We start from the raw sequence: 15,717 nt of genomic DNA on the forward strand, positions 1-15,717 counted from the left end.
CCTCCTAAATTTTAGCTATTACTTCAACTGATATATGTTTAATTTATTATTATTTTTTATACTACTTTTATTTTCTTTAAAGTTTGTTTTATACTATATATTTTTATATACTACTTCCCCCAAACAAAATGTCATCTTACAGTCCAAGTTCCCATCAAATACAGCTATATCTGCATCCTTACCTATTTCTAAACTTCCTTTTTTGTCATTTATACCTAAAGAGGTTGCTGGATTTAAAGATGCTAGATTAATCGCTTCATTAATTTTAAGGTTTGTATTATTTAAGAAGTTAAATACCATTTTATTTAAAGATAGTACACTTCCAGCTAATGCTCCATTTTCAAGTCTAGCTTCATTACCCTTAACTATGACTTTCTGACCTCCAAGAGCATAATTTCCATCTTCAAGACCACCAGCTTCTATAGAATCTGTTATTAAAATCAGTCTTTCTTTTCCTTTATTGTTCAATATAAATTGAAATAAATCTTTATTTATATGGATTGTATCTGCTATTAGTTCACTATATACATTAGTTGTAAGTGCTGCACCAACAACACCTGGGTCTCTATGATTTAAACCAGTCATTGCATTGAACATATGAGTTACATTTGTTACCCCTAAGTTTATAGCTTCTTTAGCTTGCTCATAATTTGCATTACTATGACCAATAGATAAAACTATATCTGTACATCTTTTTATTTCTCTAGTAAAATCAAAGTCAATATCTTTTTCTGGAGCATAAGTTATAACTTTTATAACATCTTTATATTCTTTGATAAATTCGTATTTTGAATTTATTATAAATTTTTCATTTTGTGCCCCCTTGTAATTTTCATTTATAAAAGGTCCTTCTAGGTGTGCTCCTAATACTTGTGCTCCTTCAAGCTTTCTATTTTGGGCTTTTTTAATAACTTCAAGTGCATCATAGACATGTTCTTTATCCATAGTCATTGTAGTTGGAAGAAAAGAAGTTACCCCATGTCTCATTATTGACTTTGAAATTGTTTCAATAGATTCATCAGTCGAATCCATAGTATCTTTTCCCATGTTTCCATGTATGTGAATGTCAATAAGCCCTGGAGATATATATTTCCCATCAGCATCTATAACTTCACAATCTTTTGGTATGCTATCAGCTATATCAATTATTTTTTCATCAAATACTAATACTTTATTTTCCAAGATTTGATTTTTTAATATTATCTTTCCATTAATTAAACATTTCATATTATTCACCTACTCACTCAATACTATTTCATATTGATATTTATCTGTTCTAAATATTGATATGGTATATTCTATAGGGCTACCTTCTCTATTATAGGAATTTCTATGAAGTTTAAGAGCTAAAGCACCTTCTTCTGTTTCAAGAAGTTTACTTTCTTCATCTGAAAGTATTACTGGCTCCATTACTTGTTCAGCTTTTTGTATCTTATAGCCATATTTTTCATTTAAAACTCTATATAGTGAAGAATTATCTAATATCCCTTTTGTAAGACCCTTACACATTTCTTCTGACAGATATACTATTTCTAATCCAAATGGCTCTCCATCAGTATATCTAAGTCTAACAATCTTATATATATTTGTAGTATTATCACTTATTCCAAGTTTTCTTTTAACTAAATCATCTGGCAGTTCCATCTCAAAGGATAATATATCCGTTTTTATGTCTACTCCCTTTTCTTTCATGACATCAGTAAAACCTTTTACATTTGAAAACTGATACTTCTTTTTTTGCTTTGCAACAAATGTCCCTTTACCTTGTACCCTATAAAGAAGTCCTTCTGTAACTAATCCAACAATAGTTTTGTTTACTGTCATCCGACTCACATTTTGTATGTTACAAAGTTCTCTTTCTGGCATTATTGCATCACCCTCTTTAAGTTCACCAGTTTCTATCATTTCTCTTATTATTGAACTTAATTGAGTATGCAATGGTATGTTACTAGATTTATTTACTATTTTCATATAGTCACCACTTTTCGATATGGTATATACCAATTTTGGTATATACCAATTATACTTTAAAAGAAATTTTATTTCAATAGTTTTTAACTTATTTTGTAAAAATTTTAGTAAAACCTAAAGACAAAAAAGAAATTGGAGTTTATACTATATAAGAAGCTAGAGAATTGAAAAATACATAAATAACTACATTATTTATTGTAAATTTCACTAATACTAATATAGATACTGTGACAAACTACTACATAAGTATATTATGGCTAAATTATAAATATAAAATGAGAGGATGATTTTAATTTGATAAAAATAGGTGATTTTAATAAACTTACAGTAAAAAGAAAAACTGAATTTGGATATTTTTTGGATGGACAAACTAATAACACAAAGGATGATATACTTCTTCATAACAGATTGATTGGAAAAAATGAAATAAATATAGGTGATGAAGTAGATGCTTTCATATTTAAAGATTCTGATGACAGAACTGCTGCAACTTTAATACCTCCTTTAGCTAAGGTTGGAGATGTAGCACATTTGAAAGTAGTTGATAATACAGATATTGGGACTTTTATAGATATGGGACTTCCTAAAGACATACTAGTTCCTTTTAAGGCTAAGACTTATCCATTGTTTAGAGATGAAAAGTATTTATTTTATATATATTTAGACAAAAGTGAAAGAATTGCCGCAACTACAGATATAGATTCATACTTATTAACAGACCATACTTATAATGTTGGAGATATTGTAACTGGAGTTGTATATGGATTCCAAACTAATAACTCTGCAATGATATGTGTAGATAATAAATATGCTGGTGTAATCCTTCATAATGAGTACTTTACTGAATTAAAAGCTGGTGATGTTCTTGAAAACTTGCATGTTATAAAAATATATAATGATGGTAAGTTAGGGCTTTCTCCTAGAGGAAATAGAAAAGATGAACTTGATACTTTAGAAAATAAGATTTTAAGTTATTTAGAAGGTTCTGATGGATATATGAGATTTAATGATAAGTCTGACCCTAAAGATATTTCTATCTTATTTAATTCAAGTAAGAAAAATTTTAAACGAGCTCTTGGAGTGCTTATGAAAAAAGGATTAATTTATCAAGATGAAGAAGGAACTTATCTAAAGTAGAGTATTTAAAATATTTAATTTAAATTCTTCATCTAAACCTTGTATCAATATTTCCTTTGATTTAAACTCTCCATTGTCAACGACTTGCCCCCTACCATGGTGAGCTATATCTACTCTACTATTTATTTCTGATATAGACTTTTCATCAAGATTTTTAATTACTATGTGCCAATTTCCATCATCTTTAATAAATTGTATCTTTTGACATTGTATAGCCATATCTGCAAGCCCCAAAATAGCAGTCAGCGAATTGAAAATGATGATTTTGTAGTGGAATTTGACTTGAGGTAGAAAAAGACATGGATAGAGAAACTGAATATAAATAACATATTTTAGATTTTACAATTTGAAATAACTAAACTACCAGCAACAAAACAGGTGGTATGCTATAGAACATACCACCACTTATTGTTAACACCACTTTTCATGGTCTGAATGTAACTAATTTTCCATAAAATTATTTCCAGCGTTTTAATGTTGGAAAGAAATTGTTCATCATTGTTCTTGCCTCATCTTCACTCATATCCTTATTACTTTGAAGCATATGAGGGATACAAACTTCTATCATCTCTTCCATACTTATATCAGCTGTAAACTCACCATCTTTAAAACAATAACTACAATAATCAGTACTTTTACTTCCATCTTTATTTGTCCCATATAATTCATCAGTTTGTCCCATTGGCATAGCACAACATTGGCAAAATTTAGTTTCTTCCATTTTAAATCACTCCTTATATTTTTCTTTGGCTCCTAACCATATTCAAATTATATCAAGACTAATATGACATTATAATGTCATATTAAAAATAAAAAGACTAATAAAATCACCCCACTGGACATAATTTCATTAGTCTTTAATAATTTTTTAGTTTTTAATAATTTAATAAAAAATTATATTCTATTTACTTTAGTTTTTATTGCTGCTTCTTTAACTGCTTTAGCGACATTTTTTACTACATTCTTATTAAATACATCTGGCAATATATACTCTGGGCATATTTCTTCATCACTTATTGTATTGGCGATTGCATATGCAGCGGCTATCTTCATCTCTTCATTAATTTCTTTAGCCTTAACATCAAGTGCACCTCTAAATATTCCAGGGAAAGCCAAAACATTATTGACTTGATTAGGGAAATCTGAACGACCTGTTCCCATTATGAATGCTCCACCTAGTTTAGCTTCTTCTGGCATTATCTCTGGAGTAGGGTTTGCCATAGCTAATATTATTGGCTTTTCAGACATACTTTCAACCATTTCCTTTGTAACAGCTCCTGGACCTGAAACACCTATAAATACATCTTTTCTTTTTATAATATCTTTTAAAGAACCTTTTTCATTTCTTATATTTGTTACTTTTAACATTTCTTTTTGAACATAATTTAGATTTTCTATACTAGCTTCCAATGCCCCACTTCTATCACACAATATTATATTCTTAACATTCATATTAAGTAGTATCTTTGCTATAGCTATACCAGCAGCTCCTGCTCCGTTTATAACTATTTCCAAATCTTCTATTTTTTTATTCTCAATCAATTTTATTGAATTTATTATAGCAGCTGCAACTATTATTGCTGTTCCATGCTGGTCATCATGAAAAACAGGTATACTCAAAGATTTTTTTAATCTTTCTTCTATCTCAAAACATCTTGGAGAAGATATGTCTTCCAAATTTATTCCTCCAAATACAGGCTCCATCAACTCCACAGATTTAACTATCTCATCTACATCAGTAGTCTTTAAACAAATCGGAAAAGCATCTACATTTGCAAATTGTTTAAATAATATAGCCTTACCTTCCATGACAGGTATAGATGCTTCAGCTCCTATGTTACCTAATCCAAGCACAGCACTTCCATCACTGACTACTGCTACTAGATTACCTTTTGAAGTGTATCTATAAACATCCTCTTGATTTTCATGTATTTTTAAACAAGGTTCTGCAACACCTGGCGTATATGCTGTTGATAAATCATCCTTAGTTTTAATTTCTACTTTGCTTTGTACATTTATTTTCCCTTTATTAACTTCATGCATTTCTAATGCCAATTTTGCATAATCCTTAGACATTTATTTTCCTCCTTAAAATATATACAACCATTTTTTAACTTTGATATTCACATAAATTTCTAAACTTTATTTACATTCATAAATTGCTCTACCTTGCTCATATATATTATTTCCATAGCTGTCTATTGCTACTGTAAGCTTAAGGTCTTCTACTACAATCTTTCTTATAGCTTCAGCTCCTAAATCTTCATATGCAATAATTTCACATGACTTTATTGAATTTGAGATATATGCTCCAGCTCCACCTATTGCAGCAAGATAAACCGCTCCATATTTTTGCATACCTTCTATAACTTCATCACTTCTTTTTCCTTTACCTATCATCAATCTAAGACCTCTCTCCAAAAGAGGTATAGTCAAATCATCCATTCTATAACTTGTTGTTGGTCCAGCTGCACCTATAACTTCTCCTGGCTTTGTAGGGGTAGGACCCACATAATATATTCCTTGACCATATACATCAAAGGGTAATTCTTCACCTTTATTTATACAATCTATCAATCTTTTATGAGCAGCATCTCTTGCTGTATAAAGTATACCACTCAAACTAATTGTATCTCCACAATTTAATTTTGCTATATCAATCTCACTTACAGGTGTAGTTATTTTTATCATTTTATTTTCCTCCTAAATTACTACCTTTTTATGTCTTGATGCATGGCAGTTTATATTTACAACAACAGGAAGACCTGCTATATGTGTAGGAAAAGTTTCTATATTTAAGCCCAAAGCTGTTGTAGTACCACCTAAGCCTTGAGGTCCTATACCAAGTTTATTAATAGATGCCAATAATTCACTCTCAAGTTTTGCTATATTTTCATCTTTATTAAATTCACCAAGTTCTCTAAAAAGTGCCTTCTTAGCTATTTGAGCACATTTATCCACAGTTCCACCTATGCCAACTCCAATTACCATAGGAGGGCATGGATTAGGTCCAGCTTCTGAAACTGTATCTATTATGAATTTTTTAATTCCTTCTAAGCCATCTGATGGTTTTAACATTTTCATCTTACTCATATTTTCGCTTCCAAACCCCTTGGCTGCAAATTCTATTTTAATCTTATCACCTTTTACCATATCATAATGAATAATAGCAGGTGTATTATCTTTTGTGTTCACTCTACTAATTGGGCTTACAACAGATTTTCTTAAATATCCTTCTTCATACCCCTGTCTTACTCCCTCATTTATAGCTTCAGTAAGTGTATCTCCCTCGATTACAACCTCTTGTCCTAATTCGACAAAAAATACAGCCATACCAGTATCTTGGCATATTGGTATATTTTTTTCTTTAGCTATTTCAGCATTTTCAACTAATATATTTAATATATTTTTTCCAACTTCACTCTTTTCACTTTTAACTTTCTCTTTTATACAACTTAGAACATCTTCTCCTAAGTATAGATTCGCTTCTATACAAAGTTTTTTTACTTGTTCAACAATTTGTTCAGAATTTATTTTCCTCAATCGAACATCCCTCCATTAATTTATAAAAACATTCGTAATTATACTTACACTTTATCATTATTTTCAAAATTTCTCAATATTTTTGTACCAATTGCGTATAGGTAACTGCATATTTGTTTCAAAGTTATTATTCATTTTATTAACAATATAATACTTATTATTAAGCATACAACCCCTATATTTTATATATGATTCTTATTTTTTTATTACATCTACAAATTCTACTTGTATAAGTCTTTGTAAATCAAATGGCGATAGTTCTATTTGATAGCCTATTTTTCCTGCACTCACGATAATTGTATCTAAATTTTTTGCACTTTCATTTACAAAAGTTTTATAAAGTTTTTTCATACCTATAGGAGAGCACCCACCTCTAATATATCCTGTAAATTTATTTATATCTTTTACATGAATCATCTCTACACTTTTCTCTTTAGCTACTTTTGCAGCCTTTTTTAAGTCCAAGTTTTCATGTACTGGTATTACATATACATATATATTCTTACTAACCCCTTGAGTTACCAATGTCTTATACACTTCATTTACATCTCTTCCTATATCATGTGCTACCTCAACACCATCTACATGTTCACTTTTCACTTCATAAGACATTACTCTATAATCAATCTTATTTGAATCTAATATTCTCATAGCATTAGTCTTAACCATATCTTCACTTCCTTTTTATAAAATACGAACATTATACACCTTTTCGAATATTCTGTACTATTTTAATACAGTCTTATAGATTTTAAAATGACAGTATTATTATAACTCTATATCAAATTCAAAACTTCATTTTTTTCCAATTCCTTAGAATTTTTTAATATTTTTTTTATTCTAATTGGAGAATCTCCTAAAATAAATATTCTATCTGCTAAAAATAATGCTTCCTCAATATTATGAGTTACAAATAACACAGTTCTCTTTTCTTTTTTTAATATCTCTCTAAAATTATCCATTATAAGTTGTGTATTCTTTGCGTCAATAGATTTAAAAGGTTCATCCATTATAATGTTTCTTGATGGATATATAAAAGCTCTAGCAATATTTACTCTTTGTCTAAGACCTCCACTAAGCATCTGAGGATAAAATTTTTTATACTCACTAATACCAACCAATTCTAAATATTCATCACAAATTTTATTTAGTTGAGTTTTATTATAGTATTTATTTACAACTATCTTTATATTTTCTTCCACTGTTAACCAGTCTATAAGCCTATCATCTTGAAATATGTAGCTAGCTTCCAACTTATTTCCCACTTTATTTAAATTTTCTTTGATATTTAGATTGTCAGTGTCATTTTTAATAATTCCACTTAGTATATTCAAAAGCGTAGTTTTTCCACAACCAGATTTTCCAAGTATACAATTAACCTCATTGACATAAAAATCAATATTAAAATTTTTGAATATAATATGAGTATCGTATCTTTTATTTATATTCCCAATACTTAACTTTATCTTTTCCATAAAAAAGCTCTCCTTGCTAAAAACTTTTGAGCTATTTGCAAAATAGCAGAAATTAAAAGAACAATAATTATCCAAGCAAATATTCCAGATGTATTAAAATTAATTTTTTCAGTTTGTATCATACTCCCAATACCATATGTAGGTTGACTATATACCTCTCCTGCTATAGCAACTTTCAAACTTAAAGAAAATGTTGATACTAGTATAGATATAATTTGAAATTTTATGGCTGGCAAATAAATTTTTAATACTTTATCTACAAATCTTATTTTATACACACTTGCCATTTCTAATAAGTTCTTGTCTATATTTAATATAGCCCCCAAAACGTTATCATATAATATAGGAAAAACTATAGCAAATCCAACTATAAAAGGCGTGCTATCTTTTTCAAACCAAATCAGTGCAAGTACCACTAGTATCATAGTTGGTATTGAACGTGCCAAAGCGTTGATTGGTTTTAATAGATTTCTAAAAAACCTATTTAAATAAGACATTATTGATAGTATAATAGCAAAAATCATAGCAAATAAAAAACTAAAAAAACATCTCCCCATAGAATAAAGTATATCTATGTAGAACGTAGAATTCAGTATGATTTCTTTAATGCTATTAAATACTTGACCTACTGTTGGTAAAAAAATATCATTATCAATTTTTAAAGCAATAATTTGCCATAAAAATAAGAGGATAACACAAGAAAGTGTTACCTCTAATTTATCTATAAACTGTTCTTTATTTTTTTTATTTTTCAACAAAGTATATTGCTTCATCTGGTACTTTGCCTCCTAATGTCTTATCATCAAAATTAGCCAATTTATCGTAGTAGTTTTTGTAATCTTTAGTCATATCCTTAACTGGAATATATTTCAAATCAGCTCTTTCAAGGGCTTCTCCTATTATCTTTGATTCAGTAGATATTTTTATTTTTTCAGAATATGCACCTAATTCTTTAGGATTTTTATTTGCCCAATCTATACTATTTGATAATTGACCTACAAAAGAATCTACAAAATCTTTATTATCTCTCAAAAACTCAGACTTTACAATTAATGTAGATTGAGGATAACCATCTTTTGAACCACTTACTTCTTTCCATGAATCGTTCAAACTTTTTATAATTTTTATATCTGGATTCTTAGACATCAAGGCACTAAGTGCAGGCTCTGGAACAATTCCTGTTTTAACTTTACCAGTAGCCAACAATGGTACCAATTCACTTGCTGAATTTACATAATTAAAATTTACATCTGAATAATTTATATCCATTTGTAACAAAAGGCTTTTTATAGTTATATCTGGAGTAAGTCCTTTTCCAGTGCATCCAACCTCTTTACCAACTAAATCAGAATAGTCTTTTATATCTTCTGTTGATACTAAATAAAGCGAACCCATTCCCACAGTTCCAACGATATTATATGCTGAAGTTTTATTATATGCTATTGCAGCCATGTTTGATGGAACTATAGCTATATCTACATCTTTTTTCATCACTCTAGTGGAAATCGCCTCAGGTGTCTTTTCAATGCTATATTTTGTTTCATATCCATCTTTAATCTCTGGATTTTCATTTGCAAGTTTAGCTATTGCTACTGCTGGTAATCCATCTGGAACAGCTACTTTTACTTCTTTAACAACTGATAACTCTTTTTTTGGAGTTTTATCTTCTTTCGATGTACATCCTCCCAAAAAAATCACACTCAATGCTACTAATAATATTATAGAAATATACTTTTTCATCTCTTCCTCCCAAAGCTAACATCTTATAAAATAATTATATTTATTTATATTAATTTCTGTTAATTTATCGAATAATCCTTCTTCTTTAAATATTTTTATTTATATTCTAATACTTTTTCTTTTTCTTAGTTGAACTTTTTTGTTGATTTTTATTAGTTCTGTTATTTGTATTACCTCTTTTGTTTTTATTTGCACCTTTAGATGTATTTTTTTTAGAATTATTTCTATTAAAATAAGGCTTCTCATCTTTTGGTTTTATCAAGCATCTATGCCCAAAACCTATTAGGTCTTCTCTTCCTGCTTCAACTAGTGCAGAATATACTAAATCATAATTTCTAGGTGCTCTATACTGCAATAAAGCTCTTTGCATTGCCTTATCACGTTTTGATTTAGGTACATAAACTGGCTGCATAGTAAGTGGGTCTATACCTGTATAAAACATGGTTGTTGACAGAGTTCCAGGAGTTGGGTAAAAGTCTTGAACCTGTTCTGGTTGATAGTGAGTATCTCTTAAATACTCAGCTAACTCTATAGCACTATTTAATGTAGAACCAGGATGACTAGACATTAAATACGGTATCAAATATTGCTTTTTACCTAATTCTTCATTTATAGCAAAAAACTTCTGTCTAAACTTATCATAAGTTTTTCCTGCTGGTTTTTGCATATACTTTAAAACTTCTTCAGATATATGTTCTGGTGCTACCTTCAGTTGACCACTTACATGATGCTCTATCAACTCTCTAAGAAACTTATTATTCTTGTCTGCCATTACATAATCGTATCTAATTCCAGAACGTACAAACACCTTTTTGATTTTAGGTAATTTTCTTACAGCTCTAAGTAAGTGTAGATATTCACTATGGTCTGCATCTAGATTTTTACATGGTGATGGCGATAAACACTGTCTATTTTTACAAGCACCTTTAGTAATTTGTTTGTTACAAGCTGGTCTTCTAAAATTAGCTGTTGGACCTCCAACATCATGTATATACCCTTTAAAATCATCTAAATTTGTTATTCCTATTGCTTCGTCAATAATTGATTTTTCACTTCTACTTTGTACTGCTCTTCCTTGATGAAATGTTATTGCACAAAATGAACAACTACCAAAACATCCTCTTGAACTTACTATACTAAATTTTACTTCTTCTATAGCTGGTATACCACCAAATTCTTCATATACAGGATGGTATGTCTTTTGATATGGCAATCCATATACTTCGTCTAATTCTTCCCTACTAAGTGGTTTCTCTGGTTTATTTTGAACCAAATACTTACTTCCATGAGGTTGAACAATTATATTCCCTCTAAATGGGTCTTGTTCATCATACTGAATTTTAAAAGCCTCTACATACTTCATTTTATCTTCACATATTTCTTTATATGATGGAATTAATATATATTTATCATATATTTCTTCCAATGTATCTGCAATATAGCATGTCCCATCAATATGTCTAATATATTTTGGGTCATATCCATCATTAAGTGCATTGGCTACTTCTACAATCTGCTTTTCACTCATACCATAAACTAATAAATCTGCTCCACTATCTATTAACATAGATTTTCTAACCTTATCACTCCAATAATCATAGTGTGCAAATCTTCTTAAACTAGCTTCAATTCCACCTATTACTATTGCAACATCACTGTATGCTTCTCTTATTTTATTACAATATACTATAGTAGCTCTATCTGGTCTATGACCCATTTTCCCACCTGGAGAATACATATCCTTTTCTCTATGCTTTTTACTTACAGAATAATGATTAACCATTGAATCCATATTTCCTGCATTGACCAAAAAACCAAGTCTAGGTTTTCCTAGCTTCATAAAATCATCTGTAGTCTTCCAGTTTGGTTGAGCTATTATCCCAACCTTGTACCCAGCCTTTTCTAAAACTCTAGATATTATTGCTGTACCAAAACTATGATGGTCTACATATGCATCTCCTGTAACTAGAACAAAATCTAATTCTTCCCATCCTCTATCTATCATATCTTGTTTACTTATTGGTAAAAACTTATTTTCCATATTATCACCTGCTCAATATATATTTAACAAATATTTTTCTTATACAAAAGTATCGTTTAATTTTGTTCTTAACGCTTAATTATATCATAAAAAATACTTAAAGCCACAACTTAAATGATTTATATAGACTTTTTAAGTCTAATAAGTTCAAATTGTGATTTTAAGTAAATCTATAATACAGTATTTTAAACATTTTCTTCGGATTCAATGCTACTTACTTCACTTCCAAAGATTAAACATGCATCTTTACCATCAAACCATTTCAAAGTAGTTGTAGTTATATTTGCCTTCACATCAAACTTTCTATTACGCATAAATGATTTACAAGTATCATCACCATCTTTTAAATCTCTCATAGGACATTTTTTACAAGGTTTATTTTGAATACGCATTTTTAATAAAAACATACTAAGTGTTTTAGATATAAAAGTCAGTGTATTCACTTCATCATTAGTCCACATACGATTGTATGAACATTCATCAAATCCTACGAACCCTCTAAATTTATTACCTTCTAAAATCTTACATTGTAATATTGAACGTATACCCTGTGGCTTAAGTCTTTTTTTCACATCACTACCTAAATTATCAATCACCTCTTCATCACTTATATTGTTCGAGTTTCCAATGAATTTAGCAATAGATTCAAGCATGTCAAATTGACCACTAAGTCTTGTCTTTAGATTAACTATATTATGTTCTGTAAACTCTGACAAATATATCTGTGTGGTTTCTTTTAATTTATTATCCAATTTAAACTTAATAAACTTAAACTTGAAAATAGCTCCACAGGTTAAAATAATTATAATAATAAACAAGATGCTAATACCCAGGATTCTTGGCTTTAGTCTGTTCATCATACTCACATCCTCATTATATAATTATATTATTTACTTATCTTGCAAACCTTTGTATTTATTTAGATTCTTTATTCATATTTTTATGATTTTTCAATATACAATTACCTTCCTCTTATATTAGAGTTAAATAACATGCCTTCAGATTTATTTGTAAAATCTTTATTCTTAATTAGTATTAAAAACTCTAATTTTGCGTTTGGTTTATCAAAAATTGATAACGTAATATACTCATTATTATTCATTCCTTTTCTAATTAATTACTATCCCCTTAATTTCACAACAAAAAAATACTAACTATTCCTTATAAATACTACTTTTTTTATAATTGTAATGAAAACATATGATAATCTTATTATATAATATGTATTTAATTTTTTTTAAATATATAAATACAATTATATAACTTTCCATTCTAAATTATAACATAGAATATCACTACCTATATCCTAAAATTATCCATTTTCAAAAAAGGCAACTATTATTAATAATCTTAACTTCTAAAATTTATATTTCACATATAACTCAAAAAAAACAAGGGCTAAAAAGTGTAAAATTCACTTTTTAGCCCTTTATTAATTATTCGTTTATTTCATGTAGAAATAGACCACATCTTACTTTAGGTTCAAACCATGTTGACTTAGCTGGCATTATCTTACCTGCATCTGCTACTCTTATTAAATCCTCAATACTAGTAGGATACATTGCAAACGCTACCTTCATATCTTCATTAACTCTTTTTTCTAATTCTTCAAGACCTCTAATTCCGCCGATAAAATCAATTCTTTTATCTACTCTAGGATTATCAATTCCTAAAATAGCATCAATAACATAATCTTGTAATATAGAAATATCTAATGAGTCAACAGGGTCTTCTATTTCTAATAAATTTTTATTTGCTTTCATTTTGTACCATTTATTACCTAAATACATTCCGAAAGTTCCTTTTTTGTCAGGTTTATATTTTTCTTTTCCTTCTATTTCTTCTAGTTCAAAATTTTCTTTTATTTTATTTATAAATTCTTCCTCACTTAAACCATTTAAGTCTTTGATAACTCTATTATAATCCAAAACCATTAAATTCTCATCTGGTGCAATCATTGCTATAAAGTAATTAAATTCTTCTTTTCCAGTATAATTTGGATTTTTAGCTCTCATTTCTTTAGCTACATTTTCTGCTGAAGCTGTTCTATGATGACCATCTGCAATGTATAGATAATCTAATTTCCCAAATTCATCTACTAAGTTACATATTATATCATCATTATCAATCTTCCATACTGTATGCTCTATCTTGTCATCTGTTATAAAATCATATAAAGGTTCATTATTATCCATAAAATCATTGATTATATCATCTATCAATCTTTGATGTTTATAAGTTACAAGTATAGTTCCCGTATTAGCATCACAGTATTTTATATGTTTTGTTCTATCAATTTCCTTTTCTGGTCGAGTGTACTCATGTTTTTTTATTGTTCCATTTAAGCTTTCATCAACTGATATACATGCTACTATACCAACTTGAGCTCTACCATCCATGATTTGTTTATATATATATATACACTCTTTGTCATCTTTTACTAGAATTTCTTGTTTTCGAAACTCATCTAAATTTTCTCGCGCTTTTAAATAAACTTTTTCATCATATAAATTTATATTTTCATCTAAATCAATTTCTGATTTATCTATATGCAAAAATGAATATGGATTCCCTTCTGCAATTTTTCTAGCTTCTTTACTATTCATAACATCGTAAGGAAGTGCTGCTACTTTATCTACTATATATTTGTTTGGTCTAATCGCCTTAAATGGTTTAATCGTTGCCATTACTAATTTCCTCCTAATTATATAAAATATTTTATAATGCTACCCCTATTAGATTGTTGAAGTCAAGAAAGAAATCTTGAATCACAGTTACTATTTCTTCTCCTATTCTTTCTTGAGCTTCTACTGTAGATGCCCCAATATGAGGTGTAGGAGAAACTCTTGGATGATTTACTAAGTCTAGATTTAAAGTAGGTTCTTGTTCATAAACATCTATAGCTACTGCTGATAATTTACCTTCATCTAATGCTTTTAGTAAATCTTTTTCATCAACTAAACCACCTCTTGCACAGTTTATTAAATAAGCCCCCTTCTTCATCTTATTTATTTCTTTTTCAGTTATTACTGCCCCCTTATTCTTATCAAATGGTATGTGTAAAGATAAGAAATCTGCCTTTTCTAAAACTTCTTCCATATCACAGAATCTATAATTGTTAAAGCCTTGTGCTTCACCCATTATGTCAGTATATATAACATCCATACCTAATAATTCTGCTCTCTTTGCAACTTCTTTTGCAATTCTTCCAAAACCTATAAGTCCAAGTGTCTTTCCATTAATTTCTGTACCTTTGTATTTTTTCTTTTCCCATTTTCCATCTCTCATAGTTACATTGGCAGTATTTATGAATCTTGCAAGAACAAATAATTGACCTATTGTAAGCTCTGCAACAGATATACTACTTGCATTTGGAGTATTCATAACTTTTATACCTTTAGCTTGAGCATATTTAACATCTATGTTATCTAGTCCTACTCCACCTCTTACTATCAACTTCAACTTTTTGCCCTCTAATGCTTTATCTATTACATCCTTAGTAACTTTAGTAGCTGAACGTACTACAAGTACATCAACATCTTTAAGTTTGTCTCCTAAAACATCTTTTTCATAAAATTGCTCTATCACATTAAAATTTAACTCTCTCAATTTTCTCGCTGCTTCTTTCTCTATTCCATCAGTAATTAATATATTATACATAACAAACTCCTCCAATTTTTATTCACTTAATTTTCCCAATTTTTATTTTTTAAAGTATTTTCATCAATAAAAGACTTTGTTTAATTCAACTTTCTGTTTATATAATTTTCAAAATATTTTTTATTAAAATCATATCAAACTTTCTTATTG

At 28.8% G+C, this 15,717-nt stretch carries 16 protein-coding genes; 1 reads left to right on the forward strand and 15 read right to left on the reverse strand.

What is annotated here, in order from left to right:
* Positions 1–93: 93 nt before the first annotated feature.
* Both nagA and KGF42_RS13810 read right to left on the reverse strand, forming a co-directional pair.
* Entirely contained in the window at positions 94–1,227 is a 1,134-nt protein-coding gene (gene nagA, locus KGF42_RS13805; RefSeq protein ID WP_227826523.1) for an N-acetylglucosamine-6-phosphate deacetylase, read from the reverse strand.
* A 9-nt stretch (positions 1,228–1,236) separates the two neighbouring features.
* Positions 1,237–1,971 (reverse strand): GntR family transcriptional regulator, encoded by a 735-nt coding sequence (locus KGF42_RS13810; RefSeq protein WP_107594564.1) that lies wholly within the window; start codon positions 1,969–1,971, stop codon positions 1,237–1,239.
* 294 nt (positions 1,972–2,265) lie between these two features.
* Between KGF42_RS13810 and KGF42_RS13815 the strand changes: the two genes are divergently transcribed.
* Positions 2,266–3,108: a S1-like domain-containing RNA-binding protein gene (locus KGF42_RS13815; protein ID WP_227826524.1), complete on the forward strand. Its 843-nt coding sequence runs from the start codon at positions 2,266–2,268 to the stop codon at positions 3,106–3,108.
* Here KGF42_RS13815 and KGF42_RS13820 read toward each other — a convergent pair.
* From KGF42_RS13820 to KGF42_RS13880, 13 genes are all read right to left on the reverse strand, one after another.
* Positions 3,100–3,327, reverse strand: coding sequence for a hypothetical protein (locus tag KGF42_RS13820; RefSeq protein WP_227826525.1), 228 nt, complete (start codon positions 3,325–3,327; stop codon positions 3,100–3,102). The genes KGF42_RS13815 and KGF42_RS13820 overlap by 9 nt on opposite strands.
* 238 nt (positions 3,328–3,565) lie before the next feature.
* Positions 3,566–3,829 (reverse strand): zinc ribbon domain-containing protein, encoded by a 264-nt coding sequence (locus KGF42_RS13825; protein WP_227821595.1) that lies wholly within the window; start codon positions 3,827–3,829, stop codon positions 3,566–3,568.
* 173 nt (positions 3,830–4,002) lie between these two features.
* Positions 4,003–5,184, reverse strand: coding sequence for an NADP-dependent malic enzyme (locus KGF42_RS13830; protein WP_227826526.1), 1,182 nt, complete (start codon positions 5,182–5,184; stop codon positions 4,003–4,005).
* A 66-nt stretch (positions 5,185–5,250) separates the two neighbouring features.
* Positions 5,251–5,799 (reverse strand): Fe-S-containing hydro-lyase, encoded by a 549-nt coding sequence (locus KGF42_RS13835; protein WP_003418715.1) that lies wholly within the window; start codon positions 5,797–5,799, stop codon positions 5,251–5,253.
* Between the two features lie 12 nt (positions 5,800–5,811).
* Positions 5,812–6,651, reverse strand: a complete 840-nt coding sequence (locus KGF42_RS13840) for a fumarate hydratase (RefSeq protein ID WP_227821598.1) — start codon at positions 6,649–6,651, stop codon at positions 5,812–5,814.
* A 195-nt stretch (positions 6,652–6,846) separates the two neighbouring features.
* Positions 6,847–7,320 (reverse strand): Cys-tRNA(Pro) deacylase, encoded by a 474-nt coding sequence (gene ybaK, locus KGF42_RS13845; RefSeq protein WP_227826527.1) that lies wholly within the window; start codon positions 7,318–7,320, stop codon positions 6,847–6,849.
* Positions 7,321–7,427: 107 nt separating this feature from the next.
* Entirely contained in the window at positions 7,428–8,126 is a 699-nt protein-coding gene (locus KGF42_RS13850; RefSeq protein ID WP_107594557.1) for an ABC transporter ATP-binding protein, read from the reverse strand.
* A complete protein-coding gene (locus KGF42_RS13855) occupies positions 8,114–8,899 on the reverse strand; it encodes an ABC transporter permease subunit (RefSeq protein ID WP_227826528.1) in 786 nt (261 codons plus the stop codon). Before KGF42_RS13855 ends, KGF42_RS13850 begins: the two co-directional genes overlap by 13 nt.
* Positions 8,871–9,866 carry an MqnA/MqnD/SBP family protein gene (locus KGF42_RS13860; protein ID WP_227826529.1) on the reverse strand — a complete coding sequence of 332 codons (996 nt, stop codon included), beginning with the start codon at positions 9,864–9,866 and terminating at the stop codon, positions 8,871–8,873. The genes KGF42_RS13855 and KGF42_RS13860 overlap by 29 nt, the downstream gene beginning before the upstream one ends.
* A 106-nt stretch (positions 9,867–9,972) precedes the next feature.
* Positions 9,973–11,907: a YgiQ family radical SAM protein gene (locus tag KGF42_RS13865; RefSeq protein WP_227821602.1), complete on the reverse strand. Its 1,935-nt coding sequence runs from the start codon at positions 11,905–11,907 to the stop codon at positions 9,973–9,975.
* 185 nt (positions 11,908–12,092) lie between these two features.
* Positions 12,093–12,767 (reverse strand): hypothetical protein, encoded by a 675-nt coding sequence (locus KGF42_RS13870; protein WP_227826530.1) that lies wholly within the window; start codon positions 12,765–12,767, stop codon positions 12,093–12,095.
* 576 nt (positions 12,768–13,343) lie between these two features.
* Complete coding sequence (locus KGF42_RS13875) at positions 13,344–14,594, reverse strand: DUF1015 domain-containing protein (RefSeq protein ID WP_054272919.1); 1,251 nt, start codon at positions 14,592–14,594, stop codon at positions 13,344–13,346.
* Positions 14,595–14,625: 31 nt separating this feature from the next.
* On the reverse strand, positions 14,626–15,567 hold the full coding sequence (locus KGF42_RS13880) for a D-2-hydroxyacid dehydrogenase (protein ID WP_227826531.1): 942 nt from the start codon (positions 15,565–15,567) through the stop codon (positions 14,626–14,628).
* Positions 15,568–15,717 lie beyond the last annotated feature (150 nt).

The organism is Clostridioides sp. ZZV15-6383 (assembly GCF_020657735.1).
Classification (GTDB): Bacteria; Bacillota; Clostridia; order Peptostreptococcales; family Peptostreptococcaceae; genus Clostridioides; species Clostridioides difficile_D.